The organism is Fodinibius salsisoli (assembly GCF_026229185.1).
Lineage (GTDB): Bacteria > Bacteroidota > Rhodothermia > Balneolales > Balneolaceae > Fodinibius > Fodinibius salsisoli.
Window position 1 is genome coordinate 65,324 of the sequence record NZ_JAGGJA010000002.1, and the last position, 20,337, is coordinate 85,660.

23 protein-coding genes are annotated in these 20,337 nt (G+C 45.2%); 15 read left to right on the forward strand and 8 right to left on the reverse strand.

The genetic code is table 11. From position 1 onward, the window contains the following. Nucleotides 1-10 precede the first annotated feature (10 nt). Complete coding sequence (dut, locus tag J6I44_RS03105) at nt 11-454, reverse strand: dUTP diphosphatase (RefSeq protein ID WP_265764497.1); 444 nt, start codon at nt 452-454, stop codon at nt 11-13. Nucleotides 455-725: 271 nt separating this feature from the next. Beyond that, complete coding sequence (locus J6I44_RS03110) at nt 726-1,547, reverse strand: DUF3108 domain-containing protein (protein WP_265764498.1); 822 nt, start codon at nt 1,545-1,547, stop codon at nt 726-728. Nucleotides 1,548-1,651: 104 nt separating this feature from the next. Between J6I44_RS03110 and J6I44_RS03115 the strand changes: the two genes are divergently transcribed. The 4 genes from J6I44_RS03115 to murA all read left to right on the forward strand — a co-directional run bounded on the left by J6I44_RS03115 (nt 1,652) and on the right by murA (nt 5,055). Next, nucleotides 1,652-2,188: a hypothetical protein gene (locus J6I44_RS03115; protein WP_265764499.1), complete on the forward strand. Its 537-nt coding sequence runs from the start codon at nt 1,652-1,654 to the stop codon at nt 2,186-2,188. 815 nt (nt 2,189-3,003) lie between these two features. Next, a complete protein-coding gene (locus J6I44_RS03120) occupies nt 3,004-3,273 on the forward strand; it encodes a hypothetical protein (RefSeq protein WP_265764500.1) in 270 nt (89 codons plus the stop codon). Nucleotides 3,274-3,275: 2 nt separating this feature from the next. Beyond that, nucleotides 3,276-3,791 (forward strand): acyl-CoA carboxylase biotin carboxyl carrier protein subunit, encoded by a 516-nt coding sequence (locus tag J6I44_RS03125; protein ID WP_286670462.1) that lies wholly within the window; start codon nt 3,276-3,278, stop codon nt 3,789-3,791. After that, complete coding sequence (gene murA, locus J6I44_RS03130; protein WP_265764501.1) at nt 3,784-5,055, forward strand: UDP-N-acetylglucosamine 1-carboxyvinyltransferase; 1,272 nt, start codon at nt 3,784-3,786, stop codon at nt 5,053-5,055. The genes J6I44_RS03125 and murA overlap by 8 nt, the downstream gene beginning before the upstream one ends. A 74-nt stretch (nt 5,056-5,129) precedes the next feature. On the opposite strand, the gene J6I44_RS03135 is transcribed toward murA, so the two are convergent. Further along, nucleotides 5,130-5,684: a GNAT family N-acetyltransferase gene (locus tag J6I44_RS03135; protein ID WP_265764502.1), complete on the reverse strand. Its 555-nt coding sequence runs from the start codon at nt 5,682-5,684 to the stop codon at nt 5,130-5,132. A gap of 484 nt (nt 5,685-6,168) precedes the next feature. Here J6I44_RS03135 and J6I44_RS03140 point away from each other — a divergent pair, with 484 nt between their 5' ends. The 4 genes from J6I44_RS03140 to J6I44_RS03155 all read left to right on the forward strand — a co-directional run bounded on the left by J6I44_RS03140 (nt 6,169) and on the right by J6I44_RS03155 (nt 11,971). Beyond that, nucleotides 6,169-7,920 carry an Rne/Rng family ribonuclease gene (locus tag J6I44_RS03140; protein ID WP_265764503.1) on the forward strand — a complete coding sequence of 584 codons (1,752 nt, stop codon included), beginning with the start codon at nt 6,169-6,171 and terminating at the stop codon, nt 7,918-7,920. Between the two features lie 42 nt (nt 7,921-7,962). Further along, entirely contained in the window at nt 7,963-8,511 is a 549-nt protein-coding gene (hslV, locus tag J6I44_RS03145) for an ATP-dependent protease subunit HslV (protein ID WP_265764505.1), read from the forward strand. Nucleotides 8,512-8,518: 7 nt separating this feature from the next. Beyond that, nucleotides 8,519-9,934: an ATP-dependent protease ATPase subunit HslU gene (hslU, locus tag J6I44_RS03150; RefSeq protein ID WP_265764506.1), complete on the forward strand. Its 1,416-nt coding sequence runs from the start codon at nt 8,519-8,521 to the stop codon at nt 9,932-9,934. 135 nt (nt 9,935-10,069) lie between these two features. Continuing rightward, nucleotides 10,070-11,971, forward strand: coding sequence for a S41 family peptidase (locus J6I44_RS03155; protein ID WP_265764507.1), 1,902 nt, complete (start codon nt 10,070-10,072; stop codon nt 11,969-11,971). A gap of 55 nt (nt 11,972-12,026) precedes the next feature. On the opposite strand, the gene J6I44_RS03160 is transcribed toward J6I44_RS03155, so the two are convergent. The 3 genes from J6I44_RS03160 to J6I44_RS03170 are packed head-to-tail and all read right to left on the reverse strand — an operon-like array spanning nt 12,027 to nt 14,162. Next, complete coding sequence (locus tag J6I44_RS03160; protein WP_265764508.1) at nt 12,027-12,728, reverse strand: RsmE family RNA methyltransferase; 702 nt, start codon at nt 12,726-12,728, stop codon at nt 12,027-12,029. Continuing rightward, nucleotides 12,725-12,949 (reverse strand): (2Fe-2S)-binding protein, encoded by a 225-nt coding sequence (locus J6I44_RS03165; protein WP_265764509.1) that lies wholly within the window; start codon nt 12,947-12,949, stop codon nt 12,725-12,727. The genes J6I44_RS03160 and J6I44_RS03165 overlap by 4 nt, the downstream gene beginning before the upstream one ends. Before the next feature lie 4 nt (nt 12,950-12,953). Beyond that, complete coding sequence (locus tag J6I44_RS03170; RefSeq protein ID WP_265764511.1) at nt 12,954-14,162, reverse strand: 2'-deoxycytidine 5'-triphosphate deaminase; 1,209 nt, start codon at nt 14,160-14,162, stop codon at nt 12,954-12,956. Between the two features lie 171 nt (nt 14,163-14,333). On the opposite strand from J6I44_RS03170, the gene J6I44_RS03175 reads away from it, so the two are divergent. Then, a complete protein-coding gene (locus tag J6I44_RS03175; protein ID WP_265764512.1) occupies nt 14,334-14,909 on the forward strand; it encodes an adenine nucleotide alpha hydrolase family protein in 576 nt (191 codons plus the stop codon). Between the two features lie 392 nt (nt 14,910-15,301). Continuing rightward, nucleotides 15,302-15,613: a hypothetical protein gene (locus J6I44_RS03180; RefSeq protein WP_265764513.1), complete on the forward strand. Its 312-nt coding sequence runs from the start codon at nt 15,302-15,304 to the stop codon at nt 15,611-15,613. Nucleotides 15,614-15,725: 112 nt separating this feature from the next. Here J6I44_RS03180 and J6I44_RS03185 read toward each other — a convergent pair whose 3' ends face one another. Beyond that, nucleotides 15,726-16,025 carry a hypothetical protein gene (locus J6I44_RS03185; protein ID WP_265764514.1) on the reverse strand — a complete coding sequence of 100 codons (300 nt, stop codon included), beginning with the start codon at nt 16,023-16,025 and terminating at the stop codon, nt 15,726-15,728. A 285-nt stretch (nt 16,026-16,310) separates the two neighbouring features. On the opposite strand from J6I44_RS03185, the gene J6I44_RS03190 reads away from it, so the two are divergent. The 5 genes from J6I44_RS03190 (at nt 16,311) to J6I44_RS03210 (ending at nt 19,451) form a co-directional block, all read left to right on the forward strand. Next, nucleotides 16,311-16,850, forward strand: a complete 540-nt coding sequence (locus J6I44_RS03190; RefSeq protein WP_265764515.1) for a flavodoxin domain-containing protein — start codon at nt 16,311-16,313, stop codon at nt 16,848-16,850. Between the two features lie 311 nt (nt 16,851-17,161). Next, nucleotides 17,162-17,380: a hypothetical protein gene (locus J6I44_RS03195; protein ID WP_265764516.1), complete on the forward strand. Its 219-nt coding sequence runs from the start codon at nt 17,162-17,164 to the stop codon at nt 17,378-17,380. Further along, nucleotides 17,362-17,541: a hypothetical protein gene (locus tag J6I44_RS03200; RefSeq protein ID WP_265764517.1), complete on the forward strand. Its 180-nt coding sequence runs from the start codon at nt 17,362-17,364 to the stop codon at nt 17,539-17,541. The genes J6I44_RS03195 and J6I44_RS03200 overlap by 19 nt, the downstream gene beginning before the upstream one ends. Before the next feature lie 76 nt (nt 17,542-17,617). Beyond that, nucleotides 17,618-18,856: an adenosylcobalamin-dependent ribonucleoside-diphosphate reductase gene (locus tag J6I44_RS03205; RefSeq protein WP_265764518.1), complete on the forward strand. Its 1,239-nt coding sequence runs from the start codon at nt 17,618-17,620 to the stop codon at nt 18,854-18,856. A 28-nt stretch (nt 18,857-18,884) separates the two neighbouring features. Then, nucleotides 18,885-19,451 (forward strand): ribonucleotide reductase barrel domain-containing protein, encoded by a 567-nt coding sequence (locus tag J6I44_RS03210; RefSeq protein ID WP_265764861.1) that lies wholly within the window; start codon nt 18,885-18,887, stop codon nt 19,449-19,451. 11 nt (nt 19,452-19,462) lie between these two features. Here J6I44_RS03210 and J6I44_RS03215 read toward each other — a convergent pair whose 3' ends face one another. Continuing rightward, nucleotides 19,463-20,335: a F0F1 ATP synthase subunit gamma gene (locus J6I44_RS03215; RefSeq protein WP_265764520.1), complete on the reverse strand. Its 873-nt coding sequence runs from the start codon at nt 20,333-20,335 to the stop codon at nt 19,463-19,465. Nucleotides 20,336-20,337 lie beyond the last annotated feature (2 nt).

Below are 20,337 nucleotides of genomic sequence, written 5' to 3' on the forward strand. Positions count from 1 at the left end.
GATCTGTGGCCTATTTCACCCCGGTACTGCCAAATCCGTCTTCTCCTCGCTCGGTCTCTGGCAGGCTTTCAGCACTTCTAACCTCTGCCTGTGTCACCGGTGCAATCACCATCTGTGCAATACGATCTCCGTGCTCGATAATAAAAGGCTCGTCTCCCAAATTGACAGCCAGCACTTTCACCTCTCCACGATAGTCCGCGTCGATAGTACCCGGCGTATTCAGCATGGTGATGCCGTTGCGGTAAGCCAGGCCACTACGGGGACGAATTTGAGCTTCATACCCCATGGGCATAGCCATCCGCAGACCGGTGGGGATCAGTTTCCTATTGCCTGGCTGTAGCTTGATCGGTTCTTCAACGGCAGCACGGATATCCATACCCGCAGCGTATTCTGATTCGTAGGATGGTAGTTCTAAATCCTCGGCATGAGGTAGTTTCTTAAAAATAATGTTCATGGATCTATCGTTTTTTAAAAGTTGTATATTAAAACGCCTAACAAGATCAATCTCCCTAAACTACGCCAAGGCTTCGTCAAGCAGGCTAAATCCCTCTTCTCCAAAGCCTGTCCCGACCACAGTCGGGGAAGGACTTTTTAAAAGTAGCCAATATTGTAGTTCAAGAGTTCCTCCTTGCCGCGTCCCGAGCCATTCGGTGGGAGAAGGAGAACAGGAGGATTGATTTATTTTATTACCTATAATATCAAGCAGTCTTTTTATACAACCTCGTTTATGGTTTTCTTTTTACTTTTTGATAATCAATTAATCGAACTTTAACATTTCCGAGCCAGACTTTAGCGTGGGTTTCAAGAGGTACACGGAGATCATCTGCCATATACCAGGCTTTAAATTCTCCGCTAAATCCAAACGGTCCGTCGATATTGGCATCACCCTCACTGTAATACGTTTTTATCGGATGCTCGAAGGCCTCATACTCACGCATCTCCGACTTTCGGGTGTTTTTTACGTCTATCAATCCTTTTTCGCCCTCTATATACACCGGCAGCTGATAGGGCTGGACCGATCCGGCAAACAGGCGTCCATAAAGTAAAATAAGTTGTCCAGAGGTAGACGGACCTTCTAAATCGAGGGTATCTTCGGGTTCTCCGGCCCTGGAAAGATAGACTTTTCCAGCCTCATAATCGAAGTCATACCGCTCGGCATTGTATTCATCTTCATCCACATTATCGCGCCAGTAAAGCCGGGTATGCGGCAGGCTGTCGGTAGCCACGAACAAGGTGTTGTAATGATTCTCCTCCCTCCCCACAAAAGGCACTGATGGATCCGAAATGATTTTTGAACGCAACCACCATAGATGTTCTCCCTGATATGTTGTATCCCGGATCACCTCTGTTTGTACTTCTCCAAGCTTGAATAAGCTATACTTTACTTCATAGGTCAAGAGTTCTTTCCATTTTAACAGCTCTTGCATTGTCGGGGGGCTCTCCGGATGTTCGTACGTTACGGGCCCACGCTGAGCATGAGCCGAACGCCATACTCCAACGGTAAACACTAATATTAAAAGGACTGCCGATATTGTTCGCTTAACCAAAGGGGCTCTGTTTTCTGAAATTAGTTTTAAATAAGTGGCCAAAGTTCGATATTATTCTTTGGAATCTGAAATATTATTGAAGGTATCATATGCTAAAATCGTTCATGCGCACCAAGATCATTTTACCAGCGCTGTTTCTGTGTATTTTTGGAGCTCTTATCCTTACCGGCTGCTCGAAAAGTGATGATCAAAAAAAGTTCGAGAATGAGGCATTTAAGCCTCCAAATAAGTACACAGAAACATTACAAGATGGTTCAATCAAAAATGAAGATCCAGACGACTGGCGCATTAGTCCTCGATATAGCGGTCTCATAACTATTGGAGAGCCGTTAACTGAACTACCCCATCCAAATCCTGTTTTATTTAATAGCCGATTAACAATTGATATATATCTTAGAAGCATTGAAACGCTATCTGCAATTGAAATTTATCTATTAGACTTAGAATCTTCTTCGAACCCCCTTAGACCTCTTGACCAACGGACCGTTTCCTCAGGTCAATCTCAAACTACATTTACGCTGAGTGGAGAACTCATCTCAGGTTCGACCGGGGGTAGTGATGCGGATGATTTATATCGCATATTAATTTATGATGATGGCAGAAGAAATCTCATTACCTATGGCGATGTAAAAGTTGAATAATGCGGGCAAGAATTGGCTTGTAGCCACCAACCGACCGCTGATTTTGCAACCAGTAGCAGTCACTCCCCCTTGTTAGCGGGAAAAATTCCCGCTAATGTACACTCTTTAAAAAATATACCTGATCATCCTCCTGTACCTCCTTCAGTTCACTTTACCAACCCTTCGAAGAAACTGCCAAAAGGAGGACTTTTTATGTGCTGTTTTATAGCCTATAAATTGTGTGTTGAAGCCAAAGGATATTGGTCATGCATTTTGTACCGGTTCTACTTGCTCAATATGGCTCAAAAGAAAAAGGACCATTAAAGTGCATATATCCTGCAGGCTAAAACGATCACACAATTTTCAGCCTTGACTTTTTCGTACCTTTTGTGTCAAGACAAAAGGTACACTCTTAACATTATTGTCTCTCTGCTCCTCCTGCAAACATGCTTATTCGTTAGGGAACAGAGCTCCCTAACAGCTATAACAGGCATTCAATCTCCCTAAATCCCTCTTCTCCAAAGCCTGTCCCGACCATTGTCGGGGAGGGACTTTGCGTTGATTGCCGGTAAACAACCTGTAGTACATATGTTAAACAACGAGTTCTTCCTTGGAGAAGGAGGACAGGAGGATTGATCTACATCTAAACCAGACCTTTATAATCCATGATGTACTTTCAACTGCTAAACACCTTGACACATAATTTGTCAATCATGGCTCCATCTGATGAATTTTGTCAAGCTCCCATTGAAATAATCGGGGAACGCCGTAGATCTCAGGTTGTTATATAGAAACAGTCGCTCTATCTTCGACCTTTCAAAAGATTAATATACACCATGGGCAAACGAAAAATCTCAAAGTCAGAACGTAATGTATTGGAAAAGCTTATTTTTCCAGAGCGTTTCCAGGTGATTATGGAAGAAACCGGCCACCTGTACGGCGAACTGCGCGACGATCTCATTAACTTGCTTAGCTTTGGCTTTGTGGAGGCCTATGAACGGAATGGCTCCAAAATCACCCTTACCGGCTTTTATGATGCCGATAACCTGCAGGATTTCACCTTCCGTGCTACCAGCAAAGGACTCTCAGAAATAGAATCCCATTAATTATGAAGTTTGAAACCCGTATCGATGAACAGACCATTGTACTCAATCTCGACGAGGAGGCCGGCGAAGCCCAGTTTGGGGATACTCCTCCTGCTCGCTCCTATGATTTCAAACAACAGTCCAATGGGCGCTATCTGCTGCGGATGGGAACAAAGCTCTACAAAATTGATAATGTAGAGTACGACCAACACACGGTTACCTTCACCCTCAATGGTCAGTGGTGTTCGGTGGATGTACGCAACGAGCAGGATCTGCTGCTCGATCGGCTGGGTTTTAAGACGGCAGCCGAGATCGGTGAAGGCGAACTGAATGCTCCCATGCCCGGAAAGATTCTGGAAATTTTAGTCAAAGAAGGTGATGAAGTAGCCCTGGGTGATCCGGTGGCCATCCTGGAGGCTATGAAAATGGAAAATGAACTTAAAGCACCGGTAAGCGGCATCATCAGCTCAATCGCTGTGGCCGAAAACGACTCCTTAGAAAAAAATGCTCTAATCTTAGAAATCGAAGCAAGTGGATAAATTTATTATAGAAGGACCGACCCCTCTCAAAGGTACTATACCCATCAGTGGATCCAAAAATGCAGCTTTGCCCTTAATGGCGGCGGCTATTTTAGGCGATTCCCCAACGACCATTACTAATGTCCCCAAACTGCGTGACATCTATACCTTTAATAATGTCATACGCGTAACGGGTACGCATGTCAATTTTGATGAAGAAGCAGGTGAGCTTTCCATCGACCCGGCGAACCTCGCCCACCTGGAAGCTCCTTATGAGCTCGTCCGTAAAATGCGGGCTTCCTTTTATATGCTGGGGGCCCTACTTGGAAAATTCGGCCGCGCCAAGGTTTCACTACCCGGGGGCTGCGCCTGGGGACCCCGCCCCGTGGACCTGCACCTAAACGGGATGCGTGAGATGGGCGCTGACATCAAGCTGGAAGAAGGCTATGTAATAGCCAACGCCCCCAAAGAGATGGAAGGCGGTACGTTTACCCTGGATCCCAGTAGTGTTGGGGCGACTATCAACCTGGTGCTGGCATCCGTGCTTCGGGCCAAAGAATTTACGATTAAGAACGCAGCCAAAGAGCCCGATGTGGTACTCTTATGCAATACGCTGGTCGAGATGGGGGCTGATATTGAAGGCATTGGCACCGATACGCTAACGATACGTGCCGTTGATCAGCTTGAGGGCATTACCGTTCGTAATGCTGCGGATCGCATCGAAACCGGTACCTTTATGATTGCTGCGGCTATGCACCCCGAATCGGATGTTACCCTAACCGGTGCTGATGTGGATGATTTGGGTCATTTTCCAGAAGTATTCGAAAAGACCGGTGCTGATATGACGATTAAAAACGACACCATCCATATTGAAGCCCCGGACCAAATCAATGCCACTAATATTGAAACCCAGATTTATCCGGGTTTCCCAACTGACCTGCAGGCTCAATGGGCCACGATGATGACCCAGGCGTCGGGTGAGTCATCGGTCACAGATACTATTTATTACGACCGTTTTAGCTATGTTCCTGAAGTGACCCGGCTGGGAGCCGATATGGATGTGGATGAAAATACGGTTAACATAGCGGGCAAAACACCGCTTAAAGGGGCTTCGGTTATGAGTACAGATCTGCGTGCCAGCGTAAGCTTGGTTTTGGCAGGAATGATTGCGGAAGGCAAAACTGATGTGCTTCGTATTTATCACCTGGATCGCGGGTACGAAGATCTGGAAGAAAAGCTTACCGCTGTGGGAGCCAACATCAGGCGTGCCGGTCAGGAAGAGTAGCAGTCTGCCTTTCATCGTAATGAGTAGCCCGGCTTCAAAAGCCCGGGCTATTTCTTAAGTATGTTACATTATTCCTAACGATCCATCCGGTTAAATTCCTTCCGGGTCAACCGATACTGGACGACATCAATATACTCCTCGCCTTTCCGAATATGTTCGACGAGCTCTGCTTCTTTGACCATGCCATTCTTGGTCATCACCTTTCCTGAAGCTGGATTCTTAACCATATGGAAGGCAAAAATTTTATTAAGCTCAAGCTCGTTAAATCCAAATTCCAACACCGCTTCTACCCCTTCTGTAATATAACCCTTACTCCAGAAGGGCTCTCCCAGCCAAAATCCGAGTTCAGCACGATTAAACCGCTTATTAACCTTTAATCCAATGCCGCCCATTACCTTATCAGTCTGCAGCGAACAAATGCCAAAAACATAGTGCCTCTCTTCAGAAAAGCCCTCATGGGCGGTAGCAAGCCAGGAAACAGCATCCTTCTCCCCGTACGGAAAAGGCATATTCAGGGTCATTTCTTCAATTTTTGGATTATTGGCATATTGCACAATACGGTCGATATCTCGCGCCATCAGTTGGCGCAATCGCAGCCTGTCGGTCTCTAAAACCGGAAATTCTTTCATCCCAAGTGACTCTATTTCTTTAAAAAACGCATTAATTCAAAATAGTGAAATGAAAGAAGCAAATCGAACATTACGTTTACATAATAGCAAAACTACTTGTATATTAATGTAATGTTTCTTCAGTATTCAGAGATTTTAAACAATTTTTTAGGTTTACCTTTGCAGCGACTCTCAGCTACTCGAGTATTTATGATCTTTATTGACCTTGTTATAAGTCAATTTCTTATTTCTTTGTACCACTTGGTGGATACTATAGCATCCACTGTGGCTGATGAGTATGCTCCGCAAACAAGCTCTTTTACTGAAAATACAAGAATTGTACAACCAAATTTTTATCCTAATAGGAATTATAATATAGCGGTTGCTGCACCTCCGCTGTTGCAATTGAATGTTAATACTGCTTTATCTGTAATGATGACAATTAATTATTTGAACAGGACATTAAGGCCGGGGATCAGCAGCTGCTCGAAAGAAGAGTATTTCAATGAAAAATCAAATCATTATTCACGCTTCGGGAAAGCAGACCCGGATAGCGTTGCTGGAAAACGGCGAACTTGCCCAACTATTTATAGAGTCTGATGAAAACCAACGTACCGTTGGCAACATCTATTTAGCGAATGTCCACAAGGTAATGAGTGGTATTCGTGCGGCTTTTATTGATATGGGGACGCCCAAAGATGCCTTTCTGCACTTTTCTGATGCCGGTGACCACCTGAAAGATTACGTGCAAATGCTGAATGGCAAAGATGCTATTCAAAAGAATGTTCGGGACGACCTTAAGAAGACGAACTTTAATAAGATCCCGAATTATGAGAAGCAGAAATGGGCCGGCAAAATGTTACGTCCGGGCCAGCAGCTCATGGTGCAAATCGTTAAGGAGCCTATTGGTTCCAAAGGTCCCCGCGTCTCTACGGATATTACCGTTGCCGGGCGTTTTCTGGTGCTTATCCCGATGGGCGAATATATTGCGGTATCACGGAAAATCAACAACTACAAAGAGCGCCGACGCTTGAAAAGTGCCGTTGGATCTATGCTCCCCGATGGATTTGGAGTCATCATCCGAACAGTGGCCAAGGGCAAAGACAAGGAAGCCATCGAAGATGATATGCGTAATGTTCTCAAGAAATGGGAGCGCATTTTAGAACGACTGGAGACCGCTCAGCCCCCCGAACTGCTGTACAAGGATTTGGATATGACCGAAAGCCTGGTCCGTGATCTTTTTGCTAAGCAGTACGACCGCGTACTGGTGGATGATCCGGATATGCATAAGCAGATAAAGTCTTATGTAAGCCAGGTTGCTCCACAGATGATCCCCAATGTGGAACTCTATAATGGCCGCGAGCATATCTTTGACTTTATGAAGGTAGCCAAAGACGTGGACTCTATCTTTAGCCCACGTGTGCGTATGCCATCAGGCGGGTACCTGATACTTGAACAGACGGAAGCCATGTATGTGGTGGATGTCAACTCGGGACCCTATGCCGCCAAGAAGAAGCAGGAAGACAACTCGCTGAAAACGAACCTGGAGGCTGCCCGTGAGGTTGCCAAGCAGCTTCGCCTGCGCGATATTGGGGGAATTATTGTCGTTGACTTTATTGACCTCCGCAGCGGCAAGAATCGAAAGAAAATCTATGACGAGCTCAAAAAAGAGTTTAAAAAAGACCCTGCCAAGACCAACGTTATTGGAATGAGCGACTTTGGGCTGGTTCAAATAACGCGCCAGCGTATCCGCCCAAGCGTAGTCAACTCTGTTTCCAAGCTGTGCCCCACCTGTGGTGGGTCCGGGAATGTAGTGACTCAAAATACCATCATCGCCGACCTGGATGCCTGGCTTAGTAAATTCCGCACCACTACGGACTACCGCGCTGTAGACATTTATATTAATCCTTATCTTAAAGCCTATTTGGAGCAAGGTTTTCCCAGCATCAAGTGGAAATGGATGTTCCGCTATTGGCTTAAGATTTCGCTTATAGCTGACGATACGGTATCTCTTAACGAATATAAGGCTACCATCGCTGGCTCCGATATCGACATTACGGATGTTGTAATGCAAGAAAAAGATATTGATGAACTTATCGGAAATAATGAAGACAAAGCGATTGCTTCTGCCAAGAACCGCAAAAACCTTGACTATTATAAAAAAGGAAATAATGGCAGCAAGGAAAAGGATACCCGCAAGCCCCGGCCTACCCGATCCAAGCGGTCCAAATCTAAGTATTACAAGAATTCGAATTAAGAAATCTAATCTTCTTTTTAGAAACTTACGTATCTGTTTACTATGAGTATAGCTGATTTAAAAGCAACAACAGTGGTGGGTATTATCCATAACGGAGAAGCTGCCATCGCGGGAGACGGTCAGGCTACGATGGGTGAGACCGTGATGAAAGCCACCGTCAATAAGGTTCGTCATCTGTATGATGGCAAAATTGCTGCCGGTTTCGCCGGTTCTACTGCCGATGCCTTTACCCTCTTTGAGAAGTATGAAGAGAAATTAAAGCAGTATAACGGCAACCTGCAACGTGCCGCTGTAGAGATGGCCAAAGAATGGCGTAACGATAAATTTTTACGCAAGCTTGAGGCTTTGCTGATCGTTATGAGTAAGGAAAAGGCATTGCTCATCTCGGGCCAGGGCGATGTTATTGAACCCGATGACCAAATTTTAACCATTGGAAGCGGCGGCTCTTATGCCCTTGCGGCGGCCCGTGCGCTAAAAGAAAGTGCCCCGAATTTATCGGCTCGCGAGATTGCTGAAAAATCACTCCATCTTGCCGCTGATATCTGTATTTATACGAATCACAACTTGAGTATCTTAGAACTTGAAGACTAACAATTCGATGCAAAAGACTGTTCAACATAAGAATTTAACACCACGACAAATTGTGGCCGAGCTGGATAAGTATATCGTCGGCCAGGATGAAGCAAAGCGTTCTGTATCTATCGCCCTGCGTAACCGCTGGCGGCGGATGAACGCTGACAAAGAAATCCGGGATGAAATTCTCCCCAACAATATCCTGCTTATTGGACCTACCGGCGTTGGAAAGACCGAAATTGCCCGCCGACTGGCCAAACTTGCTGAGGCTCCCTTTATGAAGGTAGAAGCCAGTAAGTTTACTGAAGTTGGATATGTGGGACGTGACGTAGAATCCATGATCCGCGACCTGACCGATATTGCTATCAACATGGTGAAGACGGAGATGCAGGAACGCGTTAAAGAAAAAGCGGAGAAAGTTGTAGAAAAACGTATTCTCGACATCCTTATTCCGCCGGTTACCCAACCTTCGAACGACTCTGCTGGTTTTCAAAAGGACGATAACTTTAACCCCGAGCAAGCCTCGGACCAAGAGCTTAATAAGCGTACACGCGAAAAGTTCCGGGAAAAACTGCAGAATGGCGAGCTCGAAGATCGCGAAATAGAGATTGAAGTCCAGAAGTCCAGCAAGGCCCCGATGATGCAGGTATTCGGTCCCCAGGGCGGCATGGAAGAGATGGGCATCAATCTGCAGGATATGCTTGGCAATTTAGGTGGACAGCAGAAGTCCAAGCGCACAGTCACGATCGAAGAAGCCCGTGAACTGCTGCTTGAGGAAGAAGCCGAAAAACTTATTGACCATGATGCTGCTGTCCAAGAAGCGCTTGAACGCGTGCAAAAGCACGGCATTGTATTTATTGACGAAATCGATAAAGTTGCCGAGTCCTCTGGTGATGGCAAAGGAGGCGGTGGTCCGGATGTAAGCCGACAAGGCGTACAGCGCGACCTGCTCCCCATTGTAGAAGGAAGTAATGTTTCGACCAAGCACGGCATGGTAAAGACAGATCACATCCTGTTTATTGGCTCAGGAGCCTTCCACGTGTCCAAGCCATCGGACCTTATCCCAGAGCTACAGGGACGATTTCCTATTCGTGTGGAACTGAACTCACTGACCGAACAAGACTTCTTCGATATCCTGACGCAGCCCAAGAATGCTCTTACCAAGCAGTACCAGGCGATGCTTAAGTCAGAAGGCGTGGAGGTAGAATTTACCCAAGAGGCAATCAAGGAAGTGGCGGCTATCGCTGCGCAAGTCAATGAACGGGTCGAAAATATTGGCGCTCGTCGTCTGCATACTATACTCTCCTCCCTACTGGATGAGCTCCTTTTTGCTATTCCCGACGACATCAGCTCGGGCGATATCACTATCGATCAGGAGTATGTGAACAAACAGCTGGATAATCTTGTTAAGGATAAAGATTTAAGCCAATATATTTTATAATAGTGTAGAGGTGTTAAATGCAGTTAAACGTTTTATATTAAAATATATCGGCAAGTCAATTAATTGAATAATTAATTAGCTTAGCGCACGTTTAAAAATCTCTATAGCTAAATAACGATTAAGTATAGAATCATTATGAGCGTCAAAAAATTTTTAGCCCCCAATGTTGCAATTCTTATTGCGCTTTCCATCTTCTGGTTTGCCGGAGTGGAGACCGTCGTTCAGAACGGTGATGAGGATCAGAAAAACATCAAAAAATATGCCCAGACCCAACAGCGTATTATTGATAATTATGTTGATCCTATTAACCTAACAAGCCTTTATAAAAGCAGCATCAAGGGTCTGGTTTCCGGCTTAAAAGACAGTACTATCAACCTCAAAGATACGCCCCTGGATACCACCTCCAATCCAAAAGTTGATGGACTTAGTGAGTCGATCCAGCTCTTTGAGCGCGCTTATAAATATCTGTCCAATAACTTTCCGGATGAGGATATGACCAAAAATACCGAGAATGCGCTTGAGAGTATGTTTCGGTCCCTCGATCCCCATTCCATTTATATTGAGCCCAAAACCAGTGATGCCATTGAGGATGAGTTTGCCGGCAAATTTCAGGGTGTGGGTATCCAATTTAATGTCATCCAGGATACCATAACGGTAGTTACTGCCATTTCCGGTGGGCCGAGTGATCAGTTGGGCATCCAATCGGGCGACCGCATTATCGCTATAGATGACAGCAGCGCCATCGGGTTTAGCAATGAAGATGTTCGTAACAGCCTGCGCGGTCCCAAAGGCTCGAAGGTAGATGTCACGATCAAGAGACCGCACGAAAAAGAACTTTTAGAATTTACCATCACCCGCGATGATATCCCGCTTTATACGGTCGATACTTCCTATATGCTGGACCAGCAGACCGGTTATGTAAAAATCAATCGTTTTGCGGCTACCACGCACGAGGAATTCATGGATGCTATGAAAGGTCTTCGTGAAAAAGGCATGGGGCGTGCTGTTATCGATCTGAGGGGAAATCCGGGAGGATACCTGGGACAGGCCATTGCCATTTCGGAAGAATTCTTCCCACGCGGTACCAAAATTGTTTCTACCAAAAGCCGCCATAGCCGTTTTACCAGCGCCTATTTTTCACGGCGTGATGGCAAGTTCAAAGACCTGCCGGTTATCGTGCTTGTCAATGAAGGATCTGCTTCGGCCAGTGAAATTGTGAGTGGAGCCATACAGGATCACGACCGCGGTTTAATCGTCGGTCAGCGAACCTACGGCAAAGGGCTGGTACAGCAGCAGTACGAGCTGGTGGATAAGAGTAATATTCGCGTTACCATTTCGAAATATTACACCCCTTCGGGGCGGCTCATCCAAAAACCCTATTCCGAGAAAGGAGGCACTGAATATGCCTATGAGATCTATAAACGAAGTTCAAATGCCAAGAGTGATGTGCAAGAGTTTCTTTCGCACGTTCCGGATTCACTGCGCTTCTCCACCGATGCGGGGCGTAATGTATATGGAGGCGGAGGTATCGTACCCGATCATATTGTCCAGGAAGACACCTCACAATCGGCCGCGGTCTTAAACTATATGCGCCGTAAAGGGGTTGGTTTTGACTACGTTCGGAACTACCTTGATGACAATGGGGAATCCTTCCGCTCGAAGTGGGAAAATGACTATCAGCGATTCCGTCAGGAGTTTAAGTGGTCGGATAAGGATATGACAACCGTGTTCAACAACCTCAAGGAGAATAACCTTGTGGTAAGCGATAGCGACACTCTTAAAAAACCTGACTTTAAGTCCGACACCTTATACATCCCCCAAAATCACTGGGAGCAAGTATCATGGATGTCTGAAGGTGCTATGAAAGCCCGACTAGCATTGCAAGTATGGGGCTTGAAAAAGTATTATCCCGTGATTAATGATGTGTTTGACAATACCCTTGAAAAAGCCATGGGGTTATGGGATGAGGTCACTCAGCTGAAAGAATATGCGGCCAATCATACGAATGAATCTCAAAATAAGATAGAGTTTGAATAAACGCAGGAACTCATTTTCTGATAAAAGCCCGGCTACTTGGTCGGGCTTTTTTATTTCAGGAAAGAAATTGGCTCATCAAGGCTACTACTGCGGTCTCTGCTCGTAAGCGATGGCTTCCTAATGAAGCAAGCTCAGCACCGGCGTCAACCATTTTGTCTACTTCTGCATCTGCAAATCCACCTTCCGGCCCTACCATTAATAAAATGGGTTGGTCCTTACCTTCAGCCAAGTGAGCAAAAGACATTTTGGAAGGACTTACTTTTTCATGAGCCAGTACACATTGGGCTTCAGGGAAAGACGCTATCACCTCCTCAATTGAATGAAAAAGAGTGACTTCTGGCCGCCATGTCCGCAGGCTCTGTTTCATCGCAGAAAGTGTGATAGACTCCAGACGATCCATCCGAACGTTTTCCTTGATGGTCCGACGGCTTCGAAACAACGCAATGTGTGCGGCTCCCAGCTCAACGGCTTTTTCAACCGCAAACTCCAGACGATCACGCTTCTTGATGATCCCCATCCCCAGTAGCAGTTCCGGTTGGGGCTTGTCAAAATACTGCGACTCCTGAATCTCAATTTGCACCGACTGCTTCGTAATTCTCCGTATAGGGCCCTCGTACCGTCCGCCTTTTCCATCCACAATGACCAGCTGATCCCCCTCGCGGGCACGCATCACTTTTGAAGCATGCCGAGCTTCCTGATCGAGAAGTTCGGCCGCTGTGCCATGAATTTGGGCGGGTGGGGCATAATAAATATTCATGATACTGAATCTTTTTGGAAAGGTTCACCGGGAAAAAAGCTCAACTGTCCAGACGTTAATACCTCTTTGATATAGGGGATACAGAGACCGCATCCATTGCTGCAAAAATCATGTTGTTGAAGCTCTTCTACTGAATGGATCTGGTGTTTCCGGGCAAAAGCTTGCACCTCTTTAAAGGTCCGCCCGTGACAAATGCACCGTGTCACTTTGTTCCCTGCCATTGCCCTACTGCTTAAAATGCTTTCCTAACCGAAGCTCCTGCCCCTGGTAGTTACTTTTGATATCTTCTCCGTAGATAGTTTCCGGAACTTCAGTATTAGGTTCAAACTTCATGCTACAAAAGGTTTGCCCATCTTCGATAAGGAAGGGCACATCGTGGGAACGTACTTCGAGCACCGCTCGGGCCCCCTGATCTTTAATGCGCCCGCCAAATCCACTGTCAAAAAAACCCGCGTAATGAGTTCGGAGTTCTCCGGAGCCCGTATCGTAGGCAATCATCTCAGCAGCCAGGTGTTCCGGGATACGGCAGCGTTCTTTGGATGCAAAAATATAAAAGGCTTCGGGTTCTAAAATCATATGGTCATCATGCTGGGCATAAATAGGCTCCCAGAATTCCGAAACTTCATAGTGGTTAATATTATCCAGGTCGATATAATCGCGATGCTTTTTGGCTTTATAGCCCACGATCTGTCCTTTCTTACCGTGCAGATGTACACTTAAAAACAATCCCGCATTCACCTTCAGATCATCAACCGGCAGAGGATTGCCATTCTCTTTGAACAGCAACGGATTGGAGCTGTGCGTGCGTAAAATATCCTGATCTGATAACAGCGTATAGCCATGTCGCAGGCGAAGCTGGTTCAACCGGTGACCGGTTTTAACGCGAATGGGGAACGATTTAGGAACCACTTCGAGGTAGAGCTGCCCCTTATAGCCTGAACGAATTTCTTCAAACCGGTGCGAATGATCGGTAATCACACGCGTAAATACATCCAGACGGCCCGTTGTACTTTTGGGATTGGCTTTGGCCGACAAATGCTCACCGGATATGACGCGATAGCTTGTTCCGTCTTCATTGCCATCAAACAGCGTTTGCTGGGGCGAAATATGCGACGGGAGATGCAGTTTTTCCAGCAGCGGAATAATATACACACAATTAGGCTCCAAGATGGCTCCATCGGTGAGGGATATCTCATACTGACTCAACCGCTCCAGCTTATCCTCTACCGTCTCATCTTCGGGCAGAAAACTGCATCGCACGCGGTAGGCTTTTTCTCCAAGGCGTAAATCAATGGAGTTAGGCTGGAACTGATCCTCTTCTAAAGGATATCCTTCATCAGCCGAGATGATACCTGCCTCTGATAGCAGGCGTAATTTCTGAACCGGCAGGATGCCTTTTGTTCGCAAATAAACTTCTTTTGTGTTGCTGCTCATCGAATCAAAAAATTAAATTTAGTACCAAAATTTCGTTTTCCCGTTCGCGCAAATCTTATATTTTACCGGAAAGCAATCGCTGTGAAATATAGGAATTCAGCAGTCAGAATCCAGAATATCTCAAGAATAAATTCTGGTATGGATTTGCGACATATTTAAAATCTATTTACGATGGATATTATCTTCTGGAGCGGTGGAAAAGATGCCTACCTGGCCTTTGAATACCACCGGCGTAACCATCCGGAACGGCCCCTTCAGCTTTTGACTACCTACGAAGAACAGTCCGGCATTGTTCCCCATCAAAATATTCCCCTTTCTCATATTCGCAAGCAGGCGGCCCATCTGAAGTTGGAACTCATTGCTGTGCCCCTGCCCCCGGAATGCCCCAATGAAACGTATCTGCAAAAGGTAGAAGAGGCGCTATCCAAGCAACAAGATATCAATCATCTTGTTTTTGGGGATTGGCACCTGCAGGATATTCGAGCGTGGCGGGAAAAGGTATTTCGCAATATGGGCTATGACTGCCTCTTTCCCATCTGGGAAAAAAGCATTCACGACTTGTTGCCTATCCTGCAGTTAAAGCCCGTTCGCATTGAAATTAGCGCTGTAAAGGAAGAATACCAACCGCTATTGAAAGTGGGTGAGCCTTTTGACCAGGCGCTAATGCTTCAACTACAGCACCTGCCCGATATCGACCCTATGGGAGAAAATGGGGAGTTTCATACAAAACTTATTTTCAAAAAATGACCGGGCAAGGGGCATACCTATGGATAGTCTCCAGCTGTTTGAGGAATAGTAAGCCTTACCTGAAATAGTAATCTCATCAGACCTTTTTTAAAAAGGACTGATCAACTCTCTATGCTTAAAACCTGATAATCGTTGAAAAAGCAGACCAATCTCTTTCTGCATGACAGGGAGCAAACAACCACACCGTGTAAGTGATAGCACTACATGACGCCAAGCTAATTGACTATACCCAAATAGCTGCCTTCTATGGTTATTAACTTGTAGAGCGGGATGGATAACACATCCAGATGTGCATCATATAATTTTAAATTCTAAACTATTGGTATTTAGCTACTAAAAGAGCTCTTAACTCTTTCAGCAGTTTAACATTCCAATCAAGCAATGAACTACTTATGTATAATAATTATAACACTCCTGAAGAACTCAATAATTTAACATTTTCTATATGGGATGCAGATAATCCGTATGGGCATGCTTTGTTTGCAGGCAACCTTATGGAAACATCCTACTATCTTGAAAACAACAGTATCGAATATTTGGAAGTTTCGGGTTTGGATTTACAAAATATGGAATCATATCAACCAGTAACCGCCGAACGTTGGCTTGACTGGTATTACCTGGTGGCTTTATCTGTTCTTGAAGAAACCAGTGTGGATCAGATCAACCAATTTTCGACAACACTGGCAACAGAGGTAGAGTGGTAGAGTAAGCTACAAGCTTTTAAAGAAAAGGCTGTCTTCAGTAACATCGTTTAGTGTTCAGCCCTTACTTGGTTTAATTAGAAAGCATCCGTAGCACCACAAATACTCATTGGTCTTATCTTTTTTTAACGTGGATACTGTAAATATCACCGCCTTTGATATCTTCCTTATGATGGTGATGGAATACATTCGCGATAAATAAAAAAGCCAGAGTATAAACAAGGGCAAATAATAAACCGTCTCCAAAGCCAAAAAACATACCGATTATGCCGGTTAAGACGGAAGCAAATGTGCCCCACATTATATTAGCCCAAAGAGGGATGCCCTCTTTTTTTATGATCATGCCAAAAGCCCAGCCTATTGCGAGCCCCAACGCGATGAACCAAAATAGTGCCGTTCCGCTGAATAAAATCATAACAACCTCCCTTTTATAATTATGGGTTCTGTTATCATGATATAAAAGTATTTTCTAACTCCGTGTAAGGAAATCCCGCTTATGGATACCGGGCTTTGATAACTCTCCAAACTATTAAATAGGTCACTGTATGGTGCTAATCCTAACCTTAGCTATCCATAAAAAACATTCCTGTAGGGAAATTTACTATGCTAAATACCTGTATTCCCCTTAGAATAATTGAATGAGGAACAAATGATTTTATAAACAAATGTAATCAGGTCAATTTTAACATACTGTGTGATAATGAAGCTACTGATCGTATATGGAACAACAGAAGGACAAACGCGCAAGATATGTACTTTTCTGCGGGATGAGGCAAAGAAAGCAGGCCACGAGGTATCCCTTAATGATACTACCCGGACCGTCCTTCATCCGGATGGATTCGATGCTATCGTAGTAGGCGCATCACTACATGCAGAAAAATACCAGTCCTCTGTAAAACATTATATCCGGGAACACAGTGAGGTTCTAAACAATATGTTAGGGGTATTTATGTCGGTAAGCCTCACCGCCGCTGCTAATGAACCCGAATCATGGGAAGAGCTCAAAACAATTACCGATGAGTTTCTCAAAGTAACGGGCTGGCAACCGGACTATGTGGAACAGGTAGCCGGGGCCCTTCGCTACTCCAAATATAATTTCTTTAAAAAATTCATCATGCGGATGATCGCCCAAAAATCAGGTGGAGATACTGATCCTTCCAAAGATTATGAATACACCGACTGGGAACAGGTAAAAGCAATTGTAGCAAAATTGGAAAAAGATTTTATAGAACAGTCGTAGTTTCATAACATTTATCCCCCCTGATATCCGATAGCATCTAACAAAATACCTCAATGAACTTGCTTCCCTGCGAACACCCCAACCCAAACCTCAATATTGATATACCGGGCTTTCACAGAATAAATATTATCTGCTCATTTCTTCTATAAAAAAATCGCTTATATCTCTTACGTTAAGGCCAATATTCACAACTGCTTAATGCGCAGACTTTGTCTGTCATCTAACAATTTGTTATTATAGAATTACTTACCCATTAAAACATATCTGCAGAAACGGTTATTCCCAATAATCGTTACTCCAAAAGGGAGGAAATGATGACTGAAGATATGGAGGATAAGCACGTTTTGGTTGATGATTTGCTCAAATTGCTGAAGCGGTTGCATTTTTCTGATATTCACATAAAATATCACGCCGAATATCCCGACCCCCGCTCGATCAATGCTAATAATGGCTTCCAATACATTCCAGCACTGATGGCCCAAAAAACGGGAGGAATTATTTTTTTGAAGTTGTGTCGGTCAACAAACTGAAATCAGATTATATCCATGAAAAGATACAGGCCATAAACCATCATATTGATGGTTCGAATAATGCCGACCTTATCTTGGTTGCTAAATATGGTCAAAAAGAAAAAGTCATAGCATGGTGCAAGAAAAATGACGTAGATCCCATTCACATTTGGGAATTTTAATTAAAGAATGAATTGTACCTAACATCAATCCGGGCAGCAGGAAGATAACAGCTTAGCTTACCTGCTAACGTTTGGTATGGATAATAATTTCTTTCATACTTCCATCTCTCACCACATTTGGGATACCAAATACCGGTATCGTAAAGATGGGGAAATCGTAGATCAAACACCGGATGACACCTGGCGCCGCATAGCACACGCCTTAGCTTCCATTGAGAAAGAGGACGCTGCCTATTGGGAACAAGCATTTTATAATGTATTAAGCAATTTGCAATTTCTGCCCGGGGGACGAATTATTGCCGGGGCCGGTACCGATCATAAGGTTACGCTTTTCAACTGCTTTGTGATGGGCATGATTCAGGATAGCATTCCCTCTATTTTTGAAAATCTCAAAGAAGGCGCGCTGACGATGCAGCAAGGAGGAGGAATTGGATACGACTTTTCCACACTTCGACCGGAGGGCTCCCTTGCTAAAAGTAGTAATAATGTTTCATCCGGTCCGGTTTCGTTCATGAAGATATGGGACACCATGTGTGCTACTATGCTCTCTATCGGTGCCCGTCGAGGCGCTATGATGGCAACTCTGCGGTGTGACCATCCCGATATTATGGCGTTTGTAACGGCCAAACAAACCCCCGAAACCTTAAAGAACTTTAACCTCTCCGTAATGGCTTCTGATTCTTTCATGGAAGCCGTTAACAAGGATACCGACTGGCCGCTGGTATTTCCCGCTAAAGAACTAAGCAGCAAAACCTCTTCGCATGACCGTATCATACACCGCCAATGGAGTGGAACCGATGGCCCCATCCCCTGTAAAGTTGTCGATACCATCAGGGCCCGGGCATTGTGGAAAGCCATCATGAATTCGACTTATAATTATGCTGAACCAGGCATACTATTCATTGATCGTATTAACGAACAGAATAACCTCAGCTATTACGAGCAGATATCGGCTACCAACCCGTGTGGAGAAGTCCCGCTTCCTCCCTATGGAGCCTGCAACCTTGGTTCTCTCAATTTAACTCAATTTGTACGACATCCCTTTTCGAATAACGCTAAAATGAATATGGAAGAACTTCGTAAAACGGTACAGATAGCTGTTCGTTTGCTGGATAACGTAATTGATGCTTCACAGTTCCCCCTGAATAAACAACAAGTACAAGCACAGGATAGCCGGCGCATTGGCCTTGGAATAATGGGACTGGCTGATACGCTCATCATGTTGGGGCTGCATTATGGAAGTGCTGAGGGTCGCCAGACAGCCGCAACAATTATGAAAACAATTTGTCACACCGCCTACCCCACTTCCGTTTGATCTTGCCAAAGAAAAAAATGCTTTTCCCCTGTTTCAAAAGGAGGCCTACCTCGATCAGCCCTTCATTAATCGACTTCCTGTGAACATTCGCGAAGAAATAGCAACCCACGGAATTCGGAACAGTCATCTGCTTTCCATCGCCCCCACAGGCAGCATCAGCATACTGGCCAATAATATTTCGGGCGGCCTGGAGCCGGCTTTTGATTTCACCTATAACCGAAAAGTGCTGAATGCCGACGGAACCAGGACAACCCATACGGTCGTTGATTATGCCTACCAGCTGTGGAAGAATAAATATAAATCTGAAACACCCTTGCCGGATTATTTTGTCAACGCAAATCAGCTTTCCCCCGGAGAGCATCTTAAGATGCAGGCAGCCCTTCAGCCTTATGTGGATCATTCTATCTCTAAGACCATCAACATTCCGGAAAACTTCTCCTTTGAAGCCTTTGAAAATGTATATCAGTCAGCTTATAACAAAGGACTGAAAGGATGCACGACCTTTCGCCCAAACCCCGTGACTGGGGCCATTCTCGAGCAGTCTGACCAAGGCGCTCAAGTGCATTGCTGTACCCTGGACCGGGAAGCAGACTGATGGTATTACCCTTATTTAATTGCTTCGAAGCCCGCCATGATGTCCAGCAGTTCATCGGTAATAGTAGACTGGCGTTCATTCCTGAAGGCCTGTTGGAGTTGTTCCAGCCGCTCCTCAATCTTTTGTTCAGCCCGTTGCATCGCTGACAAGCGGCCGCTATACTCCGCAGCCAGCGACTCGGCAATGCCGCGAAACAGGGAAACAAACAGGTACTGCCGCAGCAGAGCCATAAACAAAGTATGGGAATCGTCCCCATACTGGGGCAGATTGTTCGTTGGCCAAGGCTGTTGCATCAGGTGTTCGAGCCATGCTGTATTGAGCGGCAACAGATGCTGTGTACGTGGCATAAAGCCTTTCCTGGGAACCGGCTTATTATGAAGAATCCGTACCGAACGTATTTGCTGGTCCATCCATTGCTCCATTCCTGAAAGCAACTCAAGCACCAAGGCATTTATTCCGTTTACAGAGCCCGGCATCTCAAACGTACGGTCGATAATCAACTCTTGTTGCTGCAGGTATCCGGCCAGCCGCTCTCCTAACACATAGATACGGACATCCGACCATTTTTCATTTCTTATTTGTTCAAGGGTGTAAGAAGATATTGTTTCGTCAAAGGGACCGCAGAGGGCCTGGCCCGCCCCCATGATAATGAGCCCAACCTTTTCTTGTGAGTCTTCTTGTATAAAGGGCTTGGCTTCACTGAACGCTTTTTGCAATACAACTTGCAATCCCCTTTCAAGCGTATCGTAATATTCACTAAGAGACTCTACAGCCTGCTCAAATTGATGAATGCCTACTGCAGCCATTACTTTCATAGTACGAACAATAGACTGCAGGTCTTCTGCACTTCTTATCTTTCGTTGTAGCTTCTCCAGTTTTTGCATAA

Excerpts from the sequence above, each read along its gene's own strand:
- J6I44_RS03140 (WP_265764503.1), top strand. The coding sequence starts at position 6,169 with ATGAAAAATCAAATCATTATTCACGCTTCGGGAAAGCAGACCCGGATA.
- dut (WP_265764497.1), bottom strand. The coding sequence starts at position 454 with ATGAACATTATTTTTAAGAAACTACCTCATGCCGAGGATTTAGAACTA.
- J6I44_RS03195 (WP_265764516.1), top strand. The coding sequence starts at position 17,162 with ATGATGACTGAAGATATGGAGGATAAGCACGTTTTGGTTGATGATTTG.
- J6I44_RS03190 (WP_265764515.1), top strand. The coding sequence starts at position 16,311 with ATGAAGCTACTGATCGTATATGGAACAACAGAAGGACAAACGCGCAAG.
- J6I44_RS03160 (WP_265764508.1), bottom strand. The coding sequence starts at position 12,728 with ATGAATATTTATTATGCCCCACCCGCCCAAATTCATGGCACAGCGGCC.
- J6I44_RS03165 (WP_265764509.1), bottom strand. The coding sequence starts at position 12,949 with ATGGCAGGGAACAAAGTGACACGGTGCATTTGTCACGGGCGGACCTTT.
- J6I44_RS03115 (WP_265764499.1), top strand. The coding sequence starts at position 1,652 with ATGCGCACCAAGATCATTTTACCAGCGCTGTTTCTGTGTATTTTTGGA.
- J6I44_RS03185 (WP_265764514.1), bottom strand. The coding sequence starts at position 16,025 with ATGATTTTATTCAGCGGAACGGCACTATTTTGGTTCATCGCGTTGGGG.
- hslV (WP_265764505.1), top strand. The coding sequence starts at position 7,963 with ATGAGTATAGCTGATTTAAAAGCAACAACAGTGGTGGGTATTATCCAT.
- J6I44_RS03205 (WP_265764518.1), top strand. The coding sequence starts at position 17,618 with ATGGATAATAATTTCTTTCATACTTCCATCTCTCACCACATTTGGGAT.
- J6I44_RS03125 (WP_286670462.1), top strand. The coding sequence starts at position 3,276 with ATGAAGTTTGAAACCCGTATCGATGAACAGACCATTGTACTCAATCTC.
- J6I44_RS03155 (WP_265764507.1), top strand. The coding sequence starts at position 10,070 with ATGAGCGTCAAAAAATTTTTAGCCCCCAATGTTGCAATTCTTATTGCG.
- J6I44_RS03215 (WP_265764520.1), bottom strand. The coding sequence starts at position 20,335 with ATGCAAAAACTGGAGAAGCTACAACGAAAGATAAGAAGTGCAGAAGAC.
- J6I44_RS03175 (WP_265764512.1), top strand. The coding sequence starts at position 14,334 with ATGGATATTATCTTCTGGAGCGGTGGAAAAGATGCCTACCTGGCCTTT.
- J6I44_RS03180 (WP_265764513.1), top strand. The coding sequence starts at position 15,302 with ATGTATAATAATTATAACACTCCTGAAGAACTCAATAATTTAACATTT.
- J6I44_RS03135 (WP_265764502.1), bottom strand. The coding sequence starts at position 5,684 with ATGAAAGAATTTCCGGTTTTAGAGACCGACAGGCTGCGATTGCGCCAA.
- hslU (WP_265764506.1), top strand. The coding sequence starts at position 8,519 with ATGCAAAAGACTGTTCAACATAAGAATTTAACACCACGACAAATTGTG.
- J6I44_RS03120 (WP_265764500.1), top strand. The coding sequence starts at position 3,004 with ATGGGCAAACGAAAAATCTCAAAGTCAGAACGTAATGTATTGGAAAAG.
- J6I44_RS03170 (WP_265764511.1), bottom strand. The coding sequence starts at position 14,162 with ATGAGCAGCAACACAAAAGAAGTTTATTTGCGAACAAAAGGCATCCTG.